Raw genomic sequence first — 24665 nt, 5'->3', positions numbered from 1 at the left:
ATATGAGACAAAAAGAACATCAGAAAGCAGATGAAAAAGATCATGAACGTTGAAGAACGAGTAAAACTGAGGGATAAGAAGAGGATCGTCATTAAGATCGGGTCTTCTTCCTTAACCCATACCTATACAGGAGATTTAAACCTGATGAAAATTGAGAAGTTGGTCCGGGTGATCAGCGATTTAAAGGGTCAGGGAAAAGAAGTGGTGCTGGTATCCTCCGGTGCCATTGCGGCAGGGCGCCAGGCCCTGGGGCATCACACCAGGCCGGGAACTCTGGCAGAAAAGCAGGCCTTTGCCGCTGTCGGCCAGGCCAGGCTCATGATGGTGTATCAGAAGCTCTTTGCAGAGTACAACCAGATCGCCGCACAGGTGCTTTTGACCAAGAATAATATGGTGGATGACAGCACCCGCTACAATGCCCAGAACACCTTTGACGAGCTGTTAAAGCTGGGAACCATCCCCATTGTCAATGAAAACGATACCGTGTCCACCTCTGAAATCCCTTTTGTGGACAATTTCGGAGACAATGACAGGCTTTCCGCCATTGTGGCCGCTCTCATCGGAGCAGACCTTCTGATTCTGTTATCGGATATTGACGGGCTGTATTCCGACGATCCCAGGCAGAATCCGGATGCAGAATTCATCGGCCTGGTAAGGGAGATCACACCGGACCTTCTTGAAATGGGGAAATCCACTTCCGGAAGCGATGTGGGCACCGGAGGCATGGCGGCCAAGCTGGCTGCAGCCAGAATTGCCACAGACAGCGGCTCTGATATGGTCATTTCCAACGGAGAGGACATAGACGGAATCTGGCAGATCGTGTCGGGAGAGGCAAAGGGAACCTTGTTCCTGGCCCACCAGAACCACGATTTTGATTTAATGGATTATATTAACAGGGAATATTAAGGAGAAATAATGAATCAAGAGAGAATAGACAGAATCAATACACTTTATCACAAGTCAAAATCCGTAGGGCTTACAGAAGAGGAAAAGGCAGAGCAGCAGACTCTGCGCCAGGAATACATCCTTGCAATCCGCAACAGCCTGAGGGGAAATTTAAACAATATATCAATTCAGGAAGCAGACGGTTCCATTACGGACCTGGGTAAGAAGTATGGAGATGTGGGAGAAGAATGAAATCCGTAAATGGGTGAAGGAGCAGAGAGAGGCCTTAGATGCAGCCACCCAGACCTTGTGGGATGAGTCCATCTGCCGCCAGATTTTAGATACAGACGAAATTCAGCGGGCTTTCTGTGTATTCTGCTACGCCTCCTTTGGCAAGGAAGCAGGAACCTGGAGGATGATGAAGGCCCTCTGGAACCAGGGAAAATACATAGCGCTTCCTAAGGTTTCCGGAAAAGCCCTGGAGTTTTATGCCATTTCCGGAAAAAAGGATTTGGAAGAGGGGGTTATGGGAATTATGGAACCCAAGTCCTCCTGCTTGAGAATCTGGGATGAGGGAGCGCCGGTGATAGTTCCCGGCCTTGCCTTTGATAAGTCAGGAAACCGGATCGGATACGGCGGCGGCTATTATGACCGCTTTTTTAAGCAGGAGCCCGATCATTACCGGCTTGCCATTGGATATGGCTTTCAGTTGTTTGACCGGATTCCGGCAGAACCTCATGACGTACCGATGGACCGGATTATCACTCCTTAGGGAAATATAAGGAAAAGATTGGAGGATTTCATTATGACGATTACAGAAATTGGAAAAAAGGCAAAAGAAGTGACAGCTTTCATTGGAATTCTGGGCACGGAAAAAAAGAACGAAGGGCTGAAAGCTGCCGCAGCCGCCCTTTTGGAAGGTGAGGCGGAAATCCTCGCAGCCAATCAGGATGACGTGATTAAAGCCGTTGCAGCCGGTATGAATCCCGGACTGGTGGACCGGCTGGAGCTGACTCCCGGAAGAATTGAGGCCATGGCAGACGGCCTTTTATCCGTAGCGGCTTTAGATGACCCGGTGGGGGAAGTTCTTTCCATGAAAGTCCGGCCAAACGGCCTCACTATAGGCCAGAAGCGGGTTCCCATGGGTGTGGTGGGCATCATCTATGAAGCCAGACCCAACGTGACCGCAGATGCCTTCGGCCTTTGCTTTAAGTCCGGCAATGCAGTGATCTTAAAGGGCGGAAGTGATGCTTTAGAGTCTAATAAAGCTATTGTTAAATGGCTGCGGGCAGGGCTTAAAAACTCCGGCCTGCCAGAGGATGCCATCCAACTGATCACCGATACAGACCGGGAAGTTACAAAAGAGTTTATGCGCATGAGAGAGTATGTGGACGTTCTGATTCCAAGAGGAGGAGCAGGGCTTATTAAGAGCGTGGTGGATAACAGCAACATTCCCGTCATCGAAACGGGAACAGGAAACTGCCATATCTTCGTGGATGAATCCGCTGATTTTAACATGGCGCTGGATATTATATTCAATGCAAAGACCCAGAGGATCGGAGTCTGCAATGCCTGTGAAGCTCTGGTCATTCACCGGCGCATTGCCCCTGCCTTTCTGCCCCTTTTAAAGGAACGGCTTTCTCTTAAATCCGTTGAAATACGGGCTGACGAGGCTGCCTGCGCCATGACAGAGGGCCTGGTTCCTGCTTCGGAAGAGGACTGGGGAAAGGAATATCTGGATTATATTTTATCCTTGAAGCTTGTGGATTCCTTAGAGGAAGCCATTGCCCATATCAACCGCTACAGCACAGGACATTCGGAGGCCATCATCACCTCGGATTATGACCATGCGCAGAAGTTTTTAAATGAAATCAACTCAGCCGCCGTTTATGTCAATGCCTCCACCCGGTTTACCGACGGGTATGAATTCGGCTTTGGCGCTGAAATCGGCATCAGCACCCAGAAGCTTCATGCCAGAGGGCCTATGGGGTTAAAAGAGCTGACTACCACCAAATATATCATTTACGGAAACGGACAGGTGCGTCCATAAAAGAGCCGGAATATTAACGTTTTTTTAACGTTCCTAAGCTTCAATATGTGCTAGAATCAGAAATGTTAAATACATTGCTGTTACAAAGGAGGCTTTATGGAGTTAACTACTATTTTAGGCATTATAATGGGTATTGTGGCTGTTGTGGGTGCGATGTTTTTTAAGCATATTGAGTTTTCAGTCCTCATAAACCCTGCTGCTATCTTTGTTATCATCATTGGCACCATTGCTACTGTTTTGAACTCATTTCCCGGTCAGAATATTAAAAGCATCGGTTCCCTGTTTAGAGTCCTGTTCACAAAGCCAAAGGGAAACACAGAAATTGAAGTCATAGAACTATTGGTAGAGCTCTCCAAAAAAGCCCGCATAGACGGGCTTTTATCATTAGAGGCCAAGGCAGAAGAAATGAAGGACCCCTTTATCAAAAAGGGCCTCCGCCTTCTCGTTGACGGTGCAGGAGAGGAGATCATCGAAGAGCTTTTGGAAAGCGAGATTTCCGCAATGGAAAAACGGCACGAAATCAATGCCAGCATTTTTTCCTCTGCCGGTACATATGCCCCCACCTTAGGCGTTTTGGGCGCGGTATTTGGCCTTATTGCCGCCATGTCCTCCATCAATGATACGGAAAGAATGGCGGAAGCCATTGCTGCAGCCTTTATTGCGACCATCCTTGGAATTTTTACCGGATACGTCCTTTGGAATCCTTTTGCGAAAAAACTCAAAGTAAAAAGCCAGCAGGAGGTCATGGTGAAGCAAATCATTGTAACAGGTATGCTTTCCATACAAAAAGGTGATTCCGCCTTTATGCTCAAGGAAAAGCTGCTTGCCGTTCTTCCCCCATCCATGCAGAAAAAAATATCTGAGCGGACAAATAAGGAATAAGGTGATCATGTATGTCAAAAAAGAAAGTGCAAGCACATCAGGAAGAAGAAGCCGGGGAAGCATGGCTTCTGCCTTATTCAGATCTGATGACCCTGCTGTTGGCGGTTTTTATTGTCCTCTTTGCTGTCAGCAAGATCGATTCTGAAAAGGCTCAGAAAATTGCCGAGCAATTCTCTGGAGTTATGATGAATGAAAACTATGGCGGTTCCTCATCAGGCGGCATTTCCGTCGGAAGCGGAAGTGGAGGCGGAAACGGAAGCGGGGGCCAGTCAGGCGGTCCGTTGAGTGTGGAGAACCGAAGCGAGCTGGAAAGCTTTATGGGAGAATATGAGTTTGAAAAGATGGAGAAATTAAAGGAAGATCTGGATGAATCGCTGCACGAGCAGGGAATGGACCAGTCCGTATCGACTGTCATTGATATGAGGGGCCTTGTAATCCGTCTGAACAACGCCATATTATTTGACTCAGGAAGCGCAGAAATCAAACCGCAGAGTGAAGACACCCTGCTCCATGTGGCGGGCCTCTTAAACACGGTTGACAATTATATCCGTATTGAGGGACACACGGACAATGTTCCCATACGGCGAAGCACTTACCCTTCCAACTGGGAACTTTCCACGGCAAGAGCGGTCAGTGTTGTAAAGCTTCTGATCGACAAATGCAATTTTTCGCCGGACAAGCTGATTGCCGTCGGCTATGGAGAATTCAAGCCCATTGCAGATAATGATACAGACAAAGGCAGGGCCCAGAACCGGAGGATTGATGTCATCGTCCTCAGCACAAAGTATGACAAGCTGGAAGAACAGCTTGTAAAGTGATGGGAAAGCAGACTGCGGTTTGACAATGGCCCGGTTTTATGATAGACTACCAGCATATTAAGGAAAGGGGTGAAAGGATGAAGTAATGATTCTTGCTTAAGTAACTGCATAATGAAAAAGGAGTCTTCTCCTCTTTTTGTTGTGCCTGTTTTGCAAGAATATTATTTCATTCCCACACCCTTTTTTTCGTGCCATCAATGGACATGGAAAGACATTTGGACTGCCTTAAGGGGGAGTTTTCAATGCAATGCGGCTGTGAGAAAACATTCTTGCAGCCGTTTTTGTGTGCAGAAAGAAAGCTTTTCTGCCTGAATGGAGGAATGTCTATGTCATTGATACAGGTTACAGATTTATCATTTACCTATGAAGGAAGTTATGATCCGGTGTTTGACCACGTTTCGTTTCAGATTGATACGGACTGGAAGCTGGGGTTTACGGGAAGAAACGGAAGGGGGAAGACCACCTTTTTAAGCCTTTTGATGAAACGGTTTGAATATTCGGGCACCATTTCTTCCAGCGTTATATTTGATTATTTTCCTTTTCCGGTGCCGGACCAGGAAAGGGATACCCAGGAGATTTTAGATTCCCTGCCTGGAGATTATGAGTACTGGGAATTAAAAAGAGAGTTGAATAAGCTGCAGGTTTCAGAGGATGTGCTGTACCGCCCCTTTTACACGCTGTCAAACGGGGAGAGGACCAAGGTCCTTTTAGCCGCACTTTTCCTGCGGGAAGGTCACTTTCTTTTGATCGATGAGCCCACCAACCATCTGGACCGGGAAGGAAGAAGGCTGGTGAGCCAATATTTAAGCGGTAAAAAGGGCTTTATTCTGGTATCCCATGACAGGAAGTTTTTAGACGATTCAGTGGACCATATTTTATCCATAAACAAACGGGATATAGAGGTGCAGAAAGGGAATTTTACTTCCTGGTATGAGAATAAGCAGAGGCAGGACCAATATGAGATGTCTGAAAATGATAGGCTGAAAAAGGATATCCGCCATCTGGAGGAAGCTGCCAGACAGTCCGGCCAATGGGCGGATCAGGTGGAATCCACGAAAATCGGGAAGAAATCCTTAGGCCAGGAAAAATCCATTGACACACGGGCCTATGTCGGTGAAAAATCCAGGCGGATGCAGATGAGAAGAAAGAATCTGGAGAGGAGACAGGGCCGTGCCATTGATGAGAAAAAAGGGCTGCTCACCAATGTGGAGGAAGCGGAAAACTTAAAGCTTTATCCGTTAAAGCATCATTCCCAAAGGCTTATTTCCTTAAAGGACGCAGTTCCTTATTATGACGGCCCGGTCTGCGAGCCTGTCAGTTTTGTCTTAGAGCAGGGGCAGCGCATTTCCCTCCAGGGGAAAAACGGCTGCGGAAAATCCAGCATTGTAAAGCTGATTCTTGGAGATAAGGAAGCAGAGGGCCTTTCCTATGAGGGAACGGTGGAGCTTGCTTCCGGGCTTAAAATCTCCTATGTGTCCCAGGATACTTCCTTTTTAAAGGGCAGTTTAACGTCATATGCCAGAGAAAGCGGGGTGGAGGACTTTCTTTTTAAGGCGCTCCTGCGCAAGCTGGACTTTTCCAGGGAGCAGTTTGAAAAGCCCATGGAATCCTATAGCGAGGGGCAGAAGAAAAAGGTTCTCATTGCCCGCAGCCTTTGCCAGAAAGCCCATGTCTACATCTGGGATGAACCGCTTAACTTCATCGATGTTTATTCCAGAATCCAGATTGAAGACCTGATTCTCAAGTTCCAGCCTTCCATGGTGTTTGTGGAGCATGATGAAGCGTTTACCGGAAATGTGGCGGATAAGACGGTGCAGATTCATAGGGATTGGGTGTAGAAAAGTCCGCGGTTAAAAATAAAGGGGAGGTTTTTTGGTATTTGCAATAAAAGGGATTTATGATATACTGTTCACTGCGGATATATGCTATAATAAAAATTTAAGAGGTTATGCAAATGAATGATATAAATATGACTTATGAAGAAGCCCTCAGCCATGCGCCGAGCGAAGAACCGGCAAGACAGTATTTTTTTATAGAACGCTGCCAGGATATGCTGGAAAAATTAAAGGAATCCTCAGGAAAAGAAACATTTACCTTTCATATCGCCACATTCGGCTGCCAGATGAATTCCAGAGATTCGGAAAAGCTCCAGGGCATTTTAGAGGCAATCGGCTTTGTAGAAACCGATACCGAGGAAGCGGACTTCGTTCTGTATAACACCTGTACGGTCAGGGAAAATGCCAATGACAGGGTTTATGGCCGTCTGGGCTTTTTAAACAGTTTAAAAAAGAAAAATCCCCATATGATGATCGCTTTATGCGGCTGCATGATGCAGGAAGAAAAGGTGGTTGCCAAGATCAGGAAAAGCTACCGCTTTGTGGATATTATTTTCGGCACTCACAATATTTTCAAGCTGGCAGAGCTGATTCATGAACGCCTGGAAGCGAAAAAGATGGTTGTAGACATCTGGGAAGGCACGGACCGCATTGTGGAAGACCTCCCGACGGAACGGAAATACGCCTTCAAATCCGGCGTCAATATTATGTTTGGCTGCAACAACTTCTGCAGCTACTGTATTGTGCCTTATGTGCGGGGCAGGGAGAGAAGCAGAAGCCCGAAAGACATCGTGGAAGAGGTAAGGCAGCTTGCAGCGGATGGCGTTGTGGAAATCATGCTGCTGGGACAAAACGTCAACTCTTACGGAAAATCCCTTGAAACGCCGGTCAGCTTTGCAGAGCTTCTGACGCAAATCGATGATGTGGAAGGCTTAGAGCGGATTCGCTTTATGACCTCTCATCCAAAGGATTTGTCAGATGAACTGATCGAAGTCATGAAAAATTCCAAAAAGGTGTGCAGCCATCTTCACCTGCCCCTCCAGTCCGGCAGCAGCCGGGTTTTAAAAATCATGAACCGGAAATATACCAAGGAACGGTATCTGGAGCTTGTGGAAAAGATCAAGGCAGCCATGCCGGATATTTCCCTGACTACGGATATTATTGTAGGCTTTCCGGGGGAGACAGAGGAAGACTTCCAGGAAACCCTTGACGTGGTGAGAAAAGTGCGGTTTGACAGCGCATTTACCTTCATTTATTCCAAACGTACCGGAACTCCGGCGGCGGACATGGAAGAGATTCCGGCTGAGGTGGTAAAGGACCGCTTTGACCGCCTGCTTTCTGAAGTCCAGAAAATATCGGCTGAGGTCTGCGGACGGGATGAGCATACGGTGCAGAAGGTTCTGGCAGAGGAAGTCAATGACCATGAAAAGGGCCTTTTAACCGGACGCATGAGCAACAATACGACTGTGCATTTTAAAGGAGACCCTTCTTTGATTGGAACAATCGTGGATGTACATCTGGATGAGTCCAAAGGCTTTTATTATATGGGAACCCTGGCTTAAGAAACCGTGGAAACGCAAGCATAAGAAAAGAGGAAGTACAAACCATGGCCGGATTATCACCAATGATGACCCATTATCTGGAAACAAAAAAAGAGTACCCGGACTGTGTTCTGTTTTACAGGCTGGGTGACTTTTATGAAATGTTCTTTGAAGATGCGATTACCGTATCCAGAGAACTGGAAATCACACTGACAGGAAAAGAGTGCGGACTGGAGGAACGTGCGCCTATGTGCGGCGTTCCTTACCATGCCGTTGACGCATATTTAAACCGCCTGGTGCAAAAGGGCTATAAGGTCGCCATTGCAGAGCAGATGGAAGACCCTAAGCAGGCAAAGGGCCTGGTGAGGCGTGAGGTCATCCGGGTGGTGACTCCCGGAACCATCACCAGCGCCCAGGCCCTTGATGAAACAAAAAACAATTATCTCATGGGTATCGTCTACATCGGAGAAACCTTTGGAATCGCAGTTGCCGACATCAGCACCGGGGATTTTCTGGTGACTGAGGTGGAATCCGAGCGGGAGCTGGTTGATGAGATCAATAAATTCACCCCTTCTGAAATCATCTGCAACGAAGCCTTTTACGTTTCAGGAGTGGATATAGAGGAAATCAAAAACCGCTATCATGCGGTTATTTCATCTCTGGATCATCATTTCTTTTCCGATGAAGCTTGCCGGAAAATTCTGAAAGAACATTATAAGGTGGGCACTCTGGCCGGGCTGGGTCTGGAGGATTACGACACGGGAGTGATCGCTGCCGGCGCTGTTATGGAGTATATGTATGAAACCCAGAAAAACAGCTTATCCCATATCACCGCCATCACCCCTTATTCCACCGGGCAATTCATGATCATTGACACCTCTACCAGAAGGAATTTAGAGCTTCTGGAAACCTTAAGGGAAAAGCAGAAGAGGGGAAGCCTTCTCTGGGTCCTGGACCGGACGAAAACGGCCATGGGAGCCAGAATGCTTCGCACGTATATCGAACAGCCATTAATACATAAGTCTGAAATCATAAAACGCCAGAATGCCATTGAAGAGCTGAACATGAATTACATATCCAGGGAAGAGATCTGTGAGTATTTAAATCCCATTTACGACCTGGAACGGCTCATTGGCCGGATCAGCTATAAAACTGCCAATCCAAGGGATTTGATCGCATTTAAGAACTCTCTGGAAATGCTGCCCTACATCAAAGACATTTTAAAGGAGTTTACCAGTGATTTACTGAAAGAATTGTGGGAAGAACTGGATGCCCTGGAGGATGTCAAGGAGCTGATAGACCGGGCTATTATCGAAGACCCGCCTATTACGGTCCGGGAAGGCGGAATCATCCGGGAAGGCTTTCATGAGGAAGCGGATAAGCTGCGGGGAGCCAAGACAGAGGGAAAGACCTGGCTGGCAGAACTGGAGTTAAAGGAAAAGGAAAAGACGGGAATCAAAAACCTGAAGGTGAAATTCAACAAGGTCTTTGGTTACTATTTTGAAGTGACCAATTCCTCTAAAGACCTTGTGCCGGATTACTTTATCCGTAAGCAGACCCTTGCCAATGCAGAGCGTTATACCACCGATGAACTGAAAGAACTGGAAGAGGTCATCGTGGGAGCTGAGGACAAGCTGTTTGCCCTGGAATACGAACTGTTCGGCCAGGTGAGGGATTCGGTTGCAGGAGAGGTTTTGAGAATCCAGAAGACAGCCAGAGCCGTTGCAGGAATCGATGTCCTGACGTCCCTTTCCTCTGTTGCCTCTAAAAATAATTACGTGAAACCCGCCATCAATGAAAAGGGAATCATTGATATTAAAAACGGACGCCATCCGGTTGTGGAAAAGATGATGCGGGATGACCTCTTCGTTTCCAATGATACCTACTTAGATAACGGAAAAAACCGGCTTTCCATCATTACAGGCCCTAACATGGCAGGAAAGTCTACCTATATGCGCCAGACGGCCCTCATTGTCCTAATGGCCCAGATCGGAAGCTTTGTGCCTGCTCAGGAGGCCAATATCGGCATCTGTGACCGTATTTTCACCCGTGTAGGCGCTTCTGACGATCTGGCATCCGGTCAGAGTACCTTTATGGTGGAAATGACGGAGGTTGCCAACATCCTTCGCAATGCCACCAAAAACAGTCTGATTGTCTTAGATGAAATCGGACGGGGCACCAGCACCTTTGACGGGCTCAGCATTGCATGGGCCGTAGTCGAGCACATCAGCAATTTAAAGCTTTTAGGAGCAAAGACCCTGTTTGCGACTCACTACCATGAGCTGACCGAGCTGGAAGGCACCATGAGCGGCGTCAACAATTACTGCATCGCAGTGAAAGAACAGGGCGAAGATATTGTATTTTTAAGAAAAATCATCAAAGGCGGAGCGGACAAGAGCTATGGCATCCAGGTGGCCAAGCTGGCAGGAGTGCCGGATACGGTCATTGTCAGGGCCAGAGAACTTTTAGAGGAGCTGAGCGATGCGGATATTGCCACCAGAGCCAGAGAAATTGCAGAAGGAAATGGAAACGTTCCCCGCAGAAAGGCTGTTCCAAAGCCTGACGAAGTGGATTTGCAGCAGATGACTCTTTTTGATACGGCAAAGGATGATGACATCATCAGGGAACTGGGCGAGTTGGAACTTGGAAATATGACTCCCATTGATGCCCTCAACACCTTATACCGCTTACAGACAAAGCTGAAAAACCGCTGGCAGTAGGGTGTGTTTAAAAAGGAGCTGATACCATGCCGAATATAACCGTACTGGATCAAAATACGATCAATAAAATAGCCGCAGGAGAAGTGGTGGAGCGGCCTGCCTCAGTGGTAAAGGAGCTTTTGGAAAATGCCATTGATGCGAAGGCCACGGCAGTTACTGTGGAAATCAAGGATGGGGGGACCACCTTTATCCGGGTGACCGACAATGGCTGGGGGATTCCAAAGGAAGAGGTTCCCCTGGCTTTCCTGCGCCATTCCACAAGCAAGATCAAAACCGTAGAGGATTTGTTTACCGTGGCTTCCCTGGGTTTTCGCGGGGAAGCTCTTGCCAGCATTGCGGCAGTTTCCCAGGTGGAGCTGATCACCAAGACCAGCACCGGTCTGACCGGAACCAGATACCAGATTGACGGGGGAGAAGAGCGGTCCTTAGAAGAGATCGGAGCGCCGGAGGGAACCACATTTATTGCCAGAAACTTATTTTACAATACTCCGGCCAGAAAGAAGTTTTTAAAGACTCCTGCCACCGAAGGGGCCCATGTGGCTGATCTGGTGGAAAAGCTGGCCCTGTCCCATCCGGAGGTATCCATCCGTTTTATCCAGAACAACCAGAATAAGCTTCACACCTCTGGGAACCATAATTTAAAGGATATTGTATACACGGTCTTTGGAAGGGAAATCGCTTCCAATCTTTTAGCGGTTTCGGTGAAAAAGAAAGAGGTTTCCATTGAAGGCTATATCGGAAAGCCGGTCATTGCCAGAGGAAACCGGAATTATGAGAATTACTTTATCAACGGACGGTATATTAAAAGCAGTGTTATTTCCAGGGCGATTGAGGAAGCTTATAAGCCCTTTATGATGCAGCATAAATATCCCTTTACCATGCTTCACTTTTCCATTGAACCGGAGCTTTTGGATGTGAATGTCCATCCTACCAAGATGGAGCTGCGTTTCAGGGATGGGGAATTGATTTACCAGACGGTATATCAGGCTGTTTCCGGGGCTTTGGCCCATAAGGAACTGATACCGGAGGTGGAGCTGATCAAAAGGGAGGAAGAAAAACCGGTATTTGCAGCAAGGAAACACGAGCCTGCGCCGGAACCCTTTGAGAAGCGGCGGATCATGGCCATGCAGCAGGCGGCCACGGAGGAGAAGCAGGAGGGAGGTTCCCTCTTTCCAAAACGTCTGGTTCCGCCCAAGCCGTCTTTTGTCAGGGAGGGGAATGACCTTCTGGAAAACTGGCTGAAACCGGAACCAAGCTCTGAACCAGTCATAAATCCAGCCGCTGATAGAGGAGAGCCTTCTCCGGCAGTGAAGGAAGAAAAACCGGAGCAGATGGACTTATTTGACGGAAAGCTGCTGGAGCCAAAAGCCCGGTCCATGCACAAGCTGATCGGACAGCTTTTTGATACCTACTGGCTGGTGGAATTTAACGGACAGCTCTATATTATTGACCAGCATGCTGCCCATGAAAAGGTTTTATATGAGAAAACCATGGCAACACTGAAAAGCAGGGAGTATTCTTCCCAGTTGGTGAGCCCTCCTATTATTCTGACTTTAAACCGCAACGAAGAGGTGCTTTTAACCCAGCATTTAAAGTATTTTACTGACATCGGATTTGAGATAGAGCCTTTCGGCGGAAGAGAGTACGCGGTCAGAGGCGTTCCGGCCAATCTGTTTTCCATTGCAAAAAAGGAGCTTCTGATTGAAATGATCGACGGACTGTCGGAAGAAGGTTTTTCCCACAATCCCGATGTGATTTACGAAAAGGTCGCTTCCATGTCCTGTAAGGCTGCGGTAAAGGGAGGACACAAGTTGTCTGCCGCAGAGGCAAATGAGCTGATTGACCAGTTATTAAGCCTGGAAAACCCTTATGCCTGCCCTCATGGAAGGCCCACCATCATCTCCATGAGCAAGTATGAACTGGAGAAAAAATTCAAGAGGATTGTATGATGAAACCACTTATTATTTTAACCGGACCGACGGCCGTGGGGAAAACAGCCCTGTCAGTCCGCCTTGCAAAAGCGGTGGGAGGAGAAATCATAAGCGCTGATTCCATGCAGGTTTACCGCCATATGGATATCGGCTCCGCAAAGATTACAGAGGAAGAGATGGAGGGGATTCCCCACCATTTAATTGACGTGTTAAATCCCGATGAGGAATTCAATGTGACGACCTTTCAGCATCTCGCAAAAAAGGCAGTGGAAGAGATTTATTCCAGAGGTCATATTCCCATTGTGGCAGGAGGGACTGGTTTTTATATCCAGGCCCTTCTCTATGATATTGATTTCACGGAAAACGGAGGGGACACCTCCATCCGGGAAGAATTGGAGGCCTTAGGAAGGGAAAAAGGAGCAGAATTTCTCCACAATCTGTTAAAAGACATTGATCCGGAATCAGCAGAGGAGATTCATGCTAACAACCAGAAGCGGGTGATCCGGGCCATTGAATATTACAGGCAGACGGGTGAGCCTATTTCAGAACACAATAAGCGGGAGAGGCAGAAAAAGTCCCCTTACGACTTCCTCTATTATGTGGTGAATACAGACCGGGATATTCTCTATGAACGGATTGATTGCCGGGTGGATTTAATGGTTCAGCAGGGCCTTGTCAAAGAGGTGGAACAGTTAAAGGCCATGGGCTGCACCAGGGACATGGTTTCCATGCAGGGTCTGGGTTATAAGGAAATTCTGGATTATTTACAGGGAAATATTACCCTTGAAGAGGCGGTCTATATCCTGAAACGGGATACCAGACATTTTGCCAAGCGCCAGCTCACCTGGTTTAAGCGGGAACGGGATGTGAGATGGTTAAACCTTCCTGACTTTAACAATAACCGGGAAAAGGTTTTGGAAAAGATGTTACAGGACATAAATGAGATGTACGGATTGGAGAAAAAATAGATCATGGATATCAATGCAATGTACGAAGCTCTTGGAATCAGCCGTCAGGTGCTGGATTTTGGAAAAGAGATCGAGGAAGCTTTAAAGGACCGTTTTAAAGAGATTGACGAAACAGCGGAATATAACCAGATGAAAGTCATAAAGGCCATGCAGGATAATAGAGTCAGCGATATCCATTTTGCAGCGACGACCGGTTACGGCTACAATGACCTGGGCCGGGATACTTTAGAGGATGTATATGCCAGCGTATTTCACACGGAAAGCGCCCTTGTAAGGCCGAACCTGATCAGCGGAACCCACGCCCTTTCCATCGCACTTTCCGGAAACCTCCGTCCGGGAGATGAGCTTCTTTCTCCGGTGGGAAAGCCTTATGACACTTTAGAGGAAGTCATCGGTATCCGGGACAGCGTCGGTTCTTTAAAGGAATACGGAGTCCTCTACCGCCAGGTGGACCTGCTTTCCGACGGGACCTTTGACTATGAATCCATTGAAAAGGCGGTCAATGAAAAGACAAAGCTGGTCACCATCCAGCGTTCCAAGGGCTATGACACACGGCCTACCTTTTCCGTTACCAAGATCGGTGAGTTGATTGCTTTTATTAAAAAATTAAAGCCTGATGTGATCTGCATGGTGGACAACTGCTACGGGGAATTCGTGGAAAAGATTGAACCCAGTGACGTGGGGGCAGATATGGTGGTCGGCTCCCTGATCAAAAATCCGGGAGGCGGCCTTGCCCCCATCGGCGGCTACATTGCAGGCCGGGCAGACTGCATTGAACGGGCTTCTTACCGTTTGAGCGCTCCGGGCCTTGGAAAAGAGGTGGGAGCCAGCTTAGGGCTTAACCAGTCCTTTTACCAGGGATTGTTTTTATCCCCGACCGTGGTGGCGGGAGCCTTAAAAGGGGCTGTTTTTGCGGCCAATGTCTATGAAAAGCTGGGCTTTCCAGTGGTTCCAAACGGTTCGGAGTCCCGTCATGACATCATCCAAGCCATCACTTTTGGGACGGCAGAGGGAGTGATCGCATTCTGCCAGGGAATCCAGGCGGCTGCCCCTGTGGACAGCTTTGTGACCCCGGAGCCGTGGGATATGCCTGGTTACGATGCGCCTGTCATCATGGCAGCAGGAGCCTTTGTCCAGGGGTCTTCTATTGAACTCAGCGCCGACGGTCCCATAAAACCGCCTTATGCCGTTTATTTTCAGGGAGGGCTTACATGGTATCATGCAAAGCTGGGAATCCTTAAATCCATGCAAAGGCTTTTGGAAGCCGGAGTCCTCAAAAAAGGCTATACACAACTGTAAATATATGCTAAAATATTTTGATAGGCATAGAAATTTCTGCCATAATATCAAAAGGGGTAGCAGAGCAGATGAAATACAAAAACTGCTGGGTACTGCTTCTTCTCATGCTTGCCGGTGTTGTCTTAGGAGGATTTATCGGAGATCTGGCCAAGGGGATATCCTGGCTGTCCTGGCTGAATGCAGGACAGTCCTTTGGATTTGACACCCCGCTGGTGGTCAATTTAGGTATCCTGGTCATTACCTTTGGGATCAACATCAAAATAACCATGGCAGGCATCATAGGAGTGGCAGCAGCCCTCATCACATATCGGTTTATTTAAGGATTGAGACGTATGTCTTTTTTTCGTACCTGGAGAGTAACGGTCAGGAGGCATATGGAACGTATAACAATGAAACACATTCCGGCACAGGAAAGGCCCTATGAAAAATGCTTGACGGATGGGCCGGAGGCTTTGAGCGATGCGGAGCTTTTATCCATTATTATCCGCACCGGTTCCAGGGAGGACAGTTCCCTGGCTCTGTCACAAAAGATACTGGCCTTAAATTATCCGAAAGAGGGTATTTTAGGGCTTTTGCACCTTTCCATACCGGAGCTTATGGCTGTTAAGGGAATCGGAAGGGTCAAGGGCGCACAGCTTATGTGCATCGGAGAGCTTTCCCGGCGCATCTGGAAGAGAAATGCTCTTTCAGGGACAATTTCTTTTCACAATCCCCTTGAAATCGTCAATTATTTCATGGAAGACATGCGCCATAAAGAGCAGGAGCAGGTTTTTATTCTCCTTCTCGACACAAAAGGAGCTTTAATCAGGGAGGTTTTAATTTCCCAGGGCACGGTAAATGCTTCGGTGGTTTCTCCCAGGGAGATATTTATTGAAGCGGCCAGATACCATGCTGTGAGTCTGGTGATGGTACACAACCATCCCAGCGGAGATCCCTCTCCCAGCAAAGCGGATATCGACCTCACCAGGCGGGTAAAGGAAGCCGGGGAGTTAATGGGAATCCGGCTGCTGGATCACATTATCATAGGAGACAATTCCTATATCAGTTTGAAGGAACGGGGAATTTTATAGATGGAATCAAAGCGCAGCAAATATGTTCTTATCGCTTTAACAGTATTTTGTGTCCTGCTGATCGGGCTGACCTCCATTCGGGATGAATGGCTGACGCCTCTTCGGACCGGAGTCGGCTATTTTCTGATTCCGGTGCAGTCAGGAGTCAATGCGGTAGGGTCGTCTCTTTACGACCAGATCGTGGACTATACGAAGCTGCGGGATGCGTTAAATGAAAATAAAGAGATGAAAGAGATCATCACCCAGCTTACGGAGCAGAACACCAAGCTTCAGGCTGAGGAATTCGAATTGAAGCGGCTCCGCCAGCTTTACAGCCTGGATCAGGAATACGGCCAGTATGAAAAGGTGGGGGCAAGGGTCATTGCCAATGACTCCAGCAACTGGTTCCAGGTCTTTCGTATCGACAAAGGCTCCAAGGACGGAATTGCCGTGGACATGAATGTGGTGGCCGGAGGCGGTCTGGTGGGCCTTGTGACGGATGTGGGGGCCAATTATGCCACGGTCCGCTCCATTATTGACGATTCCAGCAGGGTCAGCGGAATGGCCATGCAGTCCGGTGACAGTTGTATCGTGGCCGGAGATTTGACTCTGTTTAAGGAAGGCAGGCTCAGAATCACCAATGTATTAAAGGAAAGCGATTTAAAAGACGGTGACAAGATCGTGACTTCCAACATCAGCTCCGTGTTTCTTCCGGGGATTTTGATCGGCTATGCCGCTGATGTGACAAACGATACCAACAATGTGACCAAATCAGGATATTTAATTCCGGCGGCAGAGTTTGACAGCCTGCAGGAGGTTCTGGTCATTACAGAGCTTAAGGCTGATATGATGAAGGAAGAAGAGCCTTCCCGGGCACCGGAGGAAGAGACGACTTCTGAAGAAGAGAGCGCTTCCCAATAATAAAAAAGGAGAAAAATGAGACGGATTTTTATTAACGTATTGCTGATTCTTCTGGCATTTACCATTCAAAACTGCATATTTCCCCTTTTGCCGTTTTTATCGGCTGCTCCCAACCTGCTTTTGATCCTGACCTTTTCCTTTGGCTTCATCTATGGAACAGAAGCGGGGATGTACTACGGACTCATATCAGGGCTTATGATGGATTTGTTCTATAGCGGTCCCTTTGGTTTTTATACCCTGATCTTTGTCCATGTGGGCTATATCAACGGTATTTTCCGGAAATATTATTACGAGGACTATATCACTCTGCCCCTGATTTTAAGCATATTAAATGAGCTGGCATATAACATGTATATCTATGTTTTCCGGTTCCTGATCCGTCAAAAGGTCCGGATCGGATATTATTTCACCAACCTGGTGCTGCCTGAGATCATTTTTACGGTTGTGACGACCCTGCTTTTTTACCGTCTCTTCCTGATCTTAAACCGCCGGCTGGAGGAAATTGAAAAAAGAGGTGATTCTTCCATTGTTTAGAGATTTATTAGATACACTGACAGAATTTTTAAAGAAAGCAATTTCTTCCAGGCTTTTTGTACTTGGGAGCATTTGTTTTGCCATGTATGCAGGATTAGTGAGCACTCTTTTTGACATGCAGATCATTCATGGGGAGGAAGCTCTTAACGAATATATGCAGATCACGGAGCAGACCATCACAACTGCCGGAACGAGGGGCAATATTTACGACCGCAACGGAAAGCTTCTGGCTTACAACAAGCTGGCTTATTCCGTGACCGTACAGGATACAGGTGCCTATAAAAAGGCGGAAGAAAAAAACAGGATGTATTTGAGGCTGGTGAAAATTCTTCAAAAGCACGGAGAAAAAATTCAGGGGAAGTTTGAAGTATCCCTGGATTCCAATGGGGATATGGTTTATACCTCCTCCTCGGAAACTTCAAGAAAACGTTTTCTCCGGGACTATTACGGCGTGAAAAAGGTGGAAGACTTAGATGATGAAAAAGGGCAGTATCCTTCCAATCTAAGCGCCAGAGAATTATTCCAGAAAGCATATAAAGATAATGGCTTTGACAAGTTAAAGGATGAAGAGGGAAATCCGGTTTCTCTCACAGACCAGGAGGCACTTGATATCATCAATATCAAGTATGCCCTTCGTCTCATGTCCTTTCGAAAATACGAATCAACCACTGTGGCGACCCAGGTTTCCGATGAAACCGTTGCCGATATTTTAGAGCATACCGGTGATTTACAGGGCGTCAATGTGGAAGAGACCACCATCCGGGCCTATAATGACAGCATTCCCTTTGCCCCTGTCATCGGCTATACGGGAAAGGTGCCTGAGGACCAGTTAGAGGAGCTTCAGCAGAAGAAATCCGACTATGATATCAATGATATCGTAGGCCGGACAGGCATTGAATACACCATGGAACAGGACCTTCAGGGAACAAAAGGGAAAAAGACCATTTATAAGGACAGCATGGGCCGAATCCGGGAAACAAAGGATGAGACCGATTCTTCTGCCGGCCATGACGTATATTTGACCATGGATGCGGACCTTCAGAAGGGTATTTACCATTTGATTGAGCAGTCTTTGGCCGGAGTTCTCATAAAGACCATTGTCAACGGAGATTATGAGGCAGGAAGCACGACAGACGGTTCCAACATGAAGATACCTGTCAAGGACGCCTATTATCAGTTGATCAACAACAATGTGCTTTCCTTAAAAGGAATTGAGGAAGAGGACGCTTCTGAAACAGAGAAAGAGATATACCGCAAATATATGTCCTCCCAGGAAAAGATTTTTACCAATCTCACCAATGAACTGATGAGCCCTCACGCTACAGCCATGAAGGATCTGCCGGAGGATATGAAGGCTTATATGTTTTATATTTACGCTTATCTTGCAGGGCCTACGGTGGGAATCATCAAAGAAGATGCCATCGATACCTCCAGCCAGGAATATCAGGCATGGAAAGCCGATGAAATCAGTTTGAGAAACTATTTATATTACGGAATTGCAAACGGCTGGGTGGACACCACCAAACTGGAAACAGGAGCCAAGTATTCCAATGCGGACGACACTTTTGAGGCTCTGACCAGCTATACCCTGGAAAGCCTGAGAGAAGACCGTAATTTTACCAAGAGAATCTACCGCTACCTGATTAATGACGACGTGGTCACTGGGCAGGAGCTTTGCCTCGCCTTATACGATCAGGGAGTCCTGGTGGACAAGGGGCAGGATGCCGCAGAGCTTCGGGCCTCCGGTGACGCTTATTCCTTCCTGCTGAAAAAACTTTCCACCCTGGAAATCACCCCGGCCCAGTTGGCCTTATCTCCCAGCAATGCGGGCGTGGTTGTCACCAATGACAAGACGGGAGAGGTTCTCGCCCTTGTTTCCTATCCGGGATATGACAACAACCGGATCGGGGATGGCACTTATTTCAGCCAGCTTCAGGCAGATTTATCCCTGCCTTTATATAACAATGCGACCCAGACCAGAAAGGCGCCGGGTTCTACCTTTAAGCCCATCACCGCCGTGGCGGCTCTGGAGGAACATGCGGTCAACACGGAAGAAACCATCAACTGTACCGGTGAGTATGATGAGATAGCCCTGCCTATCAAGTGCTGGATTTATCCCGGATATCACGGGCCATTAAATCTGGCAGGAGGAATTGCGCATTCCTGCAACGTCTTTTTTGCCGATTTAGGACACCGCCTTTCTACGGATGCTGCCGGGAATTATTCCCCGGATGCGGGTCTTGAGGTCTTAAGAGAATACGCCTCCAAATTCGGGCTGGACCACAAGTCCGGAGTGGAAATAGCAGAGCTGGAGCCTCAGATATCCAAGGAGGACCCGGAGCGTTCCACCATGGGACAGGGAAGCCACGCTTACACCAATGTTCAGCTTTCCAGATATGTGGCGGCTCTTGCAAACAGGGGAACCGTGTTTGAACTCAGTTTATTGGATAAAACAACGGATTCTGAAGGTAATCTGATTAAAGATTATACCCCTGAGATTTCTTCTCATATTGACGCGGCGGGCTTAACGTGGGATACTGTACAACAGGGGATGAGAGAGGTGATAACAAACGGTTCCTCAAAAAGGCTGTTTGCAGACCTTGAAGTGGAAATTGCCGGAAAAACGGGTACTGCCCAGGAGGCCAGAAACAAGCCGAACCACGCATTTTTCATTTCTTTTGCGCCGTATAATGATCCGGAAATCTGTGTTACAGTGAATATTCCTTTTGGATATTCATCCTCCAACGCCGCCAACATTGCGAAGAACGTCTATAAATATTATTATGGATATACAGACTTGGAATCCATTGTAAACGCAGGCGCCCTGGATGCAGCACAGGTCAATATTCGTGATTAACTAGGATTAAGAGGTGATATGATGCAAAATACCGTAGTGATTAAAAGCAACCGAGCAGGTATGACTGTCATCCTGGATCCGGACATCCCTTTCCCTCAGCTTCTTTCTGACATAGGGAAAAAATTTGGGGATAACGCAAAGTTCTGGGGATCTGCACAAATGACCCTGACCCTTGAGGGGAGAGAATTAACAGCGGAAGAGGAATTTGCGGTGATCAACCGGATCACGGAAAACTGCAATGTGGAGATCGTCTGCATTGTGGACAAGGATTTAAACCGTATCCTGCGCTGTGAAAAAGCACTGAATGAAAAACTGATGGAGCTGTCCTGCCAGACGGGTCAGTTCTTTAAGGGAAATTTACAAAGCGGAGAATCTCTGGAATCAGAGGCCAGCATTGTCATCATCGGAGATGTGTGCAAGGGCGCAAAGGTTCTGGCAAAGGGGAATGTAGTCGTCCTTGGAAAGCTGGCCGGAACCGTGTGTGCGGGAGTGGCAGGCAACGGGGAAGCCCTTATTACGGCACTTGATATGGCCCCCATCCAGCTTCGGATCGCAGACTGCACCTCCGGCCTTGACGGACGGGGAAAGCGCCTGGGACACGGCCCAATGAAGGCATATCTGGAGAATAATAAAGTTATTATTAAACCAATGAAAAAAAGTGTGGAAATATTCCGAAAATTAAGGTAGAATAGAGACTGAAAGCACTAACAATGTAATTTCAAGTAATTTCAAGTTTCAGGAGGATATGATATGAGCGAGGTCATCGTAATCACTTCTGGAAAAGGCGGGGTAGGCAAGACGACAACCTCTGCCAATGTAGGTACCGGCCTGGCAATTCTGGGTAAGAAGGTAGTTCTGATTGATACCGATATCGGACTGCGCAACTTAGACGTTGTCATGGGACTGGAAAACCGCATTGTCTACAATTTAGTGGACGTGGCAGAAGGGAACTGCCGTATGAAGCAGGCCCTGATAAAAGACAAAAGATACCCGAACCTGTTTTTACTTCCCTCGGCACAGACCAGGGACAAGACTGCCGTGAATCCGGAACAGATGGTTAAGCTGGTGGATGATTTGAGGGCAGACTTTGATTTTATTCTGCTGGACTGTCCGGCAGGAATTGAACAGGGATTTCAAAATGCCATTGCAGGCGCTGACAGGGCCATCGTGGTGACCACACCTGAGGTTTCCGCCATCCGGGATGCAGACCGCATCATCGGGCTTTTGGAGGCCGCTGACATGGGAACCATTGAACTGGTCGTAAACCGCATCCGGGCTGATATGGTAAAGAGGGGAGATATGATGTCCTTAGACGATGTCATGGACATCCTTGCCGTGGATATGATCGGCGCCATCCCCGATGACGAAGATGTGGTCATTTCCACCAACCAGGGAGAGCCTCTGGTAGGAATGGGTACCCCGGCCGGACAGGCTTATATGGACATCTGCAGGAGGATTATGGGGGAAAGCATTCCCATTCATACCCCCGCGCTGCGTGGAGGCTTGTTCTTTAAACTCTCCAGTCTCTTAAAGAGAGCATAGGAGGGTAGAATATGAGCCTGTTTCCTGTATTCCGTAAGAAGAATTCAGGAGAAATTGCAAGAAATCGTCTGAAACTTTTGCTGGTTGCGGACAAGGCTGATTGTTCTCCTGAGATCATGCAGATGATAAAAGACGATATGATCCGCGTCGTTTCAAGATACTTAAATATAGATTCTGACAGAATAGAGATACAGATGAAAAAGCAGAAGCAGGAGGATTGTGAACGTTTCACACCGGTGCTTTATGCAAACATCCCTATTCGCGATATACCTGACAAGGGGATATACTGATTATGTTTTCTGACTATAATTTTAGATACTACAATTACCGATTGGTTTTATACATGCTTTCGTTGTCCGTTATCGGAATTCTGGTGGTGGCAAGTGCCTCCAACCAGGATTCCACCATAGTGAACAAACAGATAACAGGCGTTATGGTGGGCTTTGCCCTGGCCATAGGGCTTTCTATTATCGATTATCGAAAAATAATCAGGCTTTATGCTTTGGACTATGGCGGCTGCATCCTTTTACTGGGTGCAGTTTTAGTCGTGGGTCATACGGCCGGAGGCGCAACCAGATGGATCATCATTCCCGGCATCGGCCAGATACAGCCGTCTGAGTTTGCAAAAATAGGCTTGATCGTATTCTTTGCCTGGTTCTGGAACAAATATGAGGAAAAGATTGATACGCCGGTTATGGTAGCGCTTGCAGCCATACTTGCGGCTGTTCCCATCGGTCTTATTCTTGCAGAACCCAATTTGTCCACCAGCCTTGTGGTCACCATCATTATTTTATGTATGGTGTTCGCCGCAGGCATCAGCTACAGATGGATCGGAGGCGTTCTTGCCGTGGCAATTCCGGCAGGCGTACTTTTTATATTCCTTTTGACCAAGGGATTGATCCCATTCATTCACGGATATCAGGCCCGTCGTATTCTGGCCTGGATTTATCCTCATGCAGAACAGTATGCAGAAAACCTGTATCAACAGAAAAACTCCATTATGGCAATCAGTTCCGGACAGCTTCAGGGCAAGGGACTTTTTAATACAACTATTGCATCAGTCAAAGACGGTAATTTTTTATCAGCCGGAGAAACCGATTTTATTTTCGCCATCATCGGCGAAGAGATGGGATTCCGGGGCAGCGTCATCGTCATCCTTCTTTTTGGCCTGGTTGTATTTGAGTGCCTTTATATGGCTTCAAAAGCCAAAGATATGTCCGGCAGACTGATATGTACCGGCATGGCGGCCTTAATCGGCTTTCAGGCCTTTGCCAACATCGCAGTGGCGACACAGATATTTCCCAATACTGGTCTCCCTCTGCCCTTTGTCAGTTCGGGAGTCAGTTCCCTTGTCAGCATTTTTATTGGCATGGGATTTGTTCTGAATGTTGGACTGCAGCGCAAAATCGGTAATTAATAAGGAGGTATATCGTTATGAATATAGGTTTAGTGGCCCATGATTCAAAGAAAAAACTGATGCAGAATTTCTGCATCGCCTACAGAGGAATTTTAAGCAAGCATATGCTTTACGCCACCGGCACAACCGGACGCCTGATTGAAGAGGTGACCAATTTAAATGTCCACAAATATCTGGCCGGACATCTGGGCGGAGAACAGCAGTTAGGATCTCAGATTGAGCACAATGAAATCGATCTCGTAATCTTTTTAAGAGACCCGCTGACGCCGAAATCCCATGAACCGGATATTGTAAATATTATGAGTACGTGTGATATGCACAATATCCCTCTTGCGACCAACCTGGCTACAGCAGAGCTTCTCATCAAGTCCTTAGAGCGCGGGGACCTTGAATGGCGTGAAATGTATAAATAGCAGAGGTAAGTTCAGTGAATAAAAAAGTTTTTGTAAAAACAGGGTGCATCTTTTTGTGTTCCCTGTTTCTGACAGGCTGCGCCGGTCTGGGAAAACTGGAGAGTCCCTATGAATTTTCGGAAAGGACTGCTCTTTACCAGTCCGGTACAGCCGCCGGCAAAGCGGAGCCCTTTGCAAACGATCTCTGTGTGGTGTCGGAAGACACCCCTTTTTCGGATGGCAGGGTGACAGCAGAAGCTGCGGCAGTTTTTGATATCAAAGACAGAGAGGTTCTGTTTGCAAAGAATCCCTTTGAACGGCTTTATCCGGCCAGCGTCACCAAGGTCATGACAGCTCTCGTGGCTCTTGAGCATGGAGATTTGACGGATGAGGTCACAGTGACCAGGGATGCCGTCATCACGGAGGCCGGTGCTACCTTGTGCGGAATCAAGCCGGGAGATAAGCTGAGTATGGAACAGCTTTTATACGGTCTTATGCTTCCGTCGGGCAATGATGCCGGAGTGGCCATTGCCATCCACATGGCAGGAAGTGAAGAGGCCTTTTCTAAGATGATGAATGAAGAGGCGTTAAAGCTGGGAGCCACAGGCTCTCAATTTGTCAATCCTCACGGACTTCACGATCAAAACCATTACACCACGGCCTATGACTTATATCTGATTTTTAACAAGGCCATGGAATATCCCAAATTCCGGGAGATCATCGCTGCAAAGGAATTTACCGCTTCTTATAAGGATGCAACAGGAAGCCCGGTCAGCGCTGCCTGGAAGGCGACCAACTGGTACATGACGGGAGAGAAAACCATGCCATCAGGCCTTACAGTCTCAGGCGGAAAGACAGGCACCACCCAGGCGGCAGGAAACTGCCTGATTATGGGAAGCTCTGATTCTTCAGGCAGGGAATATATTTCAGTGGTTTTAAAAGCGCCGGGACGTCCGGGGCTCTATGACAATATGTCAAATATATTAAATAAAATTGTAGAATAGCATTGCGTTTTTTAGAGATT

General features: G+C 47.6%; 23 protein-coding genes. All 23 read left to right on the top strand.

The window, feature by feature from the left end; all coding sequences use genetic code 11:
- The first annotated feature begins 42 nt into the window (after positions 1-42).
- Positions 43-906 carry a glutamate 5-kinase gene (gene proB / locus QM657_RS16050; protein ID WP_415067752.1) on the top strand — a complete coding sequence of 288 codons (864 nt, stop codon included), beginning with the start codon at positions 43-45 and terminating at the stop codon, positions 904-906.
- Between the two features lie 9 nt (positions 907-915).
- Positions 916-1137 (top strand): DUF896 domain-containing protein, encoded by a 222-nt coding sequence (locus tag QM657_RS16045; protein WP_415067709.1) that lies wholly within the window; start codon positions 916-918, stop codon positions 1135-1137.
- Positions 1115-1657 (top strand): 5-formyltetrahydrofolate cyclo-ligase, encoded by a 543-nt coding sequence (locus tag QM657_RS16040; RefSeq protein WP_415067708.1) that lies wholly within the window; start codon positions 1115-1117, stop codon positions 1655-1657. Before QM657_RS16045 ends, QM657_RS16040 begins: the two co-directional genes overlap by 23 nt.
- 33 nt (positions 1658-1690) lie before the next feature.
- Positions 1691-2935, top strand: coding sequence for a glutamate-5-semialdehyde dehydrogenase (locus QM657_RS16035; RefSeq protein ID WP_415067707.1), 1245 nt, complete (start codon positions 1691-1693; stop codon positions 2933-2935).
- Between the two features lie 96 nt (positions 2936-3031).
- Complete coding sequence (locus QM657_RS16030; RefSeq protein ID WP_415067706.1) at positions 3032-3817, top strand: MotA/TolQ/ExbB proton channel family protein; 786 nt, start codon at positions 3032-3034, stop codon at positions 3815-3817.
- A gap of 11 nt (positions 3818-3828) precedes the next feature.
- Positions 3829-4635: a flagellar motor protein MotB gene (locus QM657_RS16025; RefSeq protein ID WP_415067705.1), complete on the top strand. Its 807-nt coding sequence runs from the start codon at positions 3829-3831 to the stop codon at positions 4633-4635.
- A gap of 326 nt (positions 4636-4961) precedes the next feature.
- Entirely contained in the window at positions 4962-6473 is a 1512-nt protein-coding gene (gene abc-f, locus QM657_RS16020; protein ID WP_415067704.1) for a ribosomal protection-like ABC-F family protein, read from the top strand.
- 116 nt (positions 6474-6589) lie between these two features.
- Positions 6590-8032 carry a tRNA (N6-isopentenyl adenosine(37)-C2)-methylthiotransferase MiaB gene (miaB, locus tag QM657_RS16015; RefSeq protein ID WP_415067703.1) on the top strand — a complete coding sequence of 481 codons (1443 nt, stop codon included), beginning with the start codon at positions 6590-6592 and terminating at the stop codon, positions 8030-8032.
- A gap of 44 nt (positions 8033-8076) precedes the next feature.
- Complete coding sequence (gene mutS / locus QM657_RS16010; protein WP_415067702.1) at positions 8077-10731, top strand: DNA mismatch repair protein MutS; 2655 nt, start codon at positions 8077-8079, stop codon at positions 10729-10731.
- A gap of 26 nt (positions 10732-10757) precedes the next feature.
- Complete coding sequence (mutL, locus tag QM657_RS16005) at positions 10758-12680, top strand: DNA mismatch repair endonuclease MutL (protein WP_415067701.1); 1923 nt, start codon at positions 10758-10760, stop codon at positions 12678-12680.
- The gene (gene miaA / locus QM657_RS16000; RefSeq protein ID WP_415067700.1) at positions 12677-13630 is read left to right on the top strand and encodes a tRNA (adenosine(37)-N6)-dimethylallyltransferase MiaA; all 954 of its coding nucleotides are present in this window, start codon (positions 12677-12679) and stop codon (positions 13628-13630) included. Before mutL ends, miaA begins: the two co-directional genes overlap by 4 nt.
- A 3-nt stretch (positions 13631-13633) precedes the next feature.
- On the top strand, positions 13634-14929 hold the full coding sequence (locus QM657_RS15995; RefSeq protein ID WP_415067699.1) for an aminotransferase class I/II-fold pyridoxal phosphate-dependent enzyme: 1296 nt from the start codon (positions 13634-13636) through the stop codon (positions 14927-14929).
- 68 nt (positions 14930-14997) lie between these two features.
- Positions 14998-15249, top strand: coding sequence for a DUF4321 domain-containing protein (locus QM657_RS15990; RefSeq protein ID WP_415067698.1), 252 nt, complete (start codon positions 14998-15000; stop codon positions 15247-15249).
- 54 nt (positions 15250-15303) lie between these two features.
- Complete coding sequence (radC, locus tag QM657_RS15985; RefSeq protein WP_415067697.1) at positions 15304-15999, top strand: RadC family protein; 696 nt, start codon at positions 15304-15306, stop codon at positions 15997-15999.
- The gene (gene mreC, locus QM657_RS15980; protein WP_415067696.1) at positions 16000-16899 is read left to right on the top strand and encodes a rod shape-determining protein MreC; all 900 of its coding nucleotides are present in this window, start codon (positions 16000-16002) and stop codon (positions 16897-16899) included.
- A gap of 15 nt (positions 16900-16914) precedes the next feature.
- On the top strand, positions 16915-17433 hold the full coding sequence (gene mreD, locus QM657_RS15975) for a rod shape-determining protein MreD (RefSeq protein WP_415067695.1): 519 nt from the start codon (positions 16915-16917) through the stop codon (positions 17431-17433).
- On the top strand, positions 17426-20290 hold the full coding sequence (locus QM657_RS15970; RefSeq protein WP_415067694.1) for a penicillin-binding transpeptidase domain-containing protein: 2865 nt from the start codon (positions 17426-17428) through the stop codon (positions 20288-20290). The genes mreD and QM657_RS15970 overlap by 8 nt, the downstream gene beginning before the upstream one ends.
- 21 nt (positions 20291-20311) lie before the next feature.
- Entirely contained in the window at positions 20312-20977 is a 666-nt protein-coding gene (minC, locus tag QM657_RS15965) for a septum site-determining protein MinC (protein WP_415067751.1), read from the top strand.
- Positions 20978-21040: 63 nt separating this feature from the next.
- Positions 21041-21832, top strand: coding sequence for a septum site-determining protein MinD (gene minD / locus QM657_RS15960; RefSeq protein WP_415067693.1), 792 nt, complete (start codon positions 21041-21043; stop codon positions 21830-21832).
- A gap of 11 nt (positions 21833-21843) precedes the next feature.
- Entirely contained in the window at positions 21844-22122 is a 279-nt protein-coding gene (gene minE, locus QM657_RS15955) for a cell division topological specificity factor MinE (protein ID WP_415067692.1), read from the top strand.
- A gap of 2 nt (positions 22123-22124) precedes the next feature.
- Positions 22125-23249 (top strand): FtsW/RodA/SpoVE family cell cycle protein, encoded by a 1125-nt coding sequence (locus QM657_RS15950; protein ID WP_415067691.1) that lies wholly within the window; start codon positions 22125-22127, stop codon positions 23247-23249.
- A gap of 17 nt (positions 23250-23266) precedes the next feature.
- Positions 23267-23662 carry a methylglyoxal synthase gene (gene mgsA, locus QM657_RS15945; protein WP_158376309.1) on the top strand — a complete coding sequence of 132 codons (396 nt, stop codon included), beginning with the start codon at positions 23267-23269 and terminating at the stop codon, positions 23660-23662.
- A gap of 14 nt (positions 23663-23676) precedes the next feature.
- Entirely contained in the window at positions 23677-24645 is a 969-nt protein-coding gene (locus QM657_RS15940) for a D-alanyl-D-alanine carboxypeptidase family protein (RefSeq protein ID WP_415067690.1), read from the top strand.
- The last annotated feature ends 20 nt before the right edge of the window (positions 24646-24665 follow it).

Origin of the sequence: Lacrimispora sp. (assembly GCF_047605665.1) — a bacterium.
Taxonomy (GTDB): Bacteria; Bacillota; Clostridia; order Lachnospirales; family Lachnospiraceae; genus Lacrimispora.
Note: the sequence above shows the minus strand (reverse complement) of the source record. Positions and strands in the feature narration are given on the sequence as shown.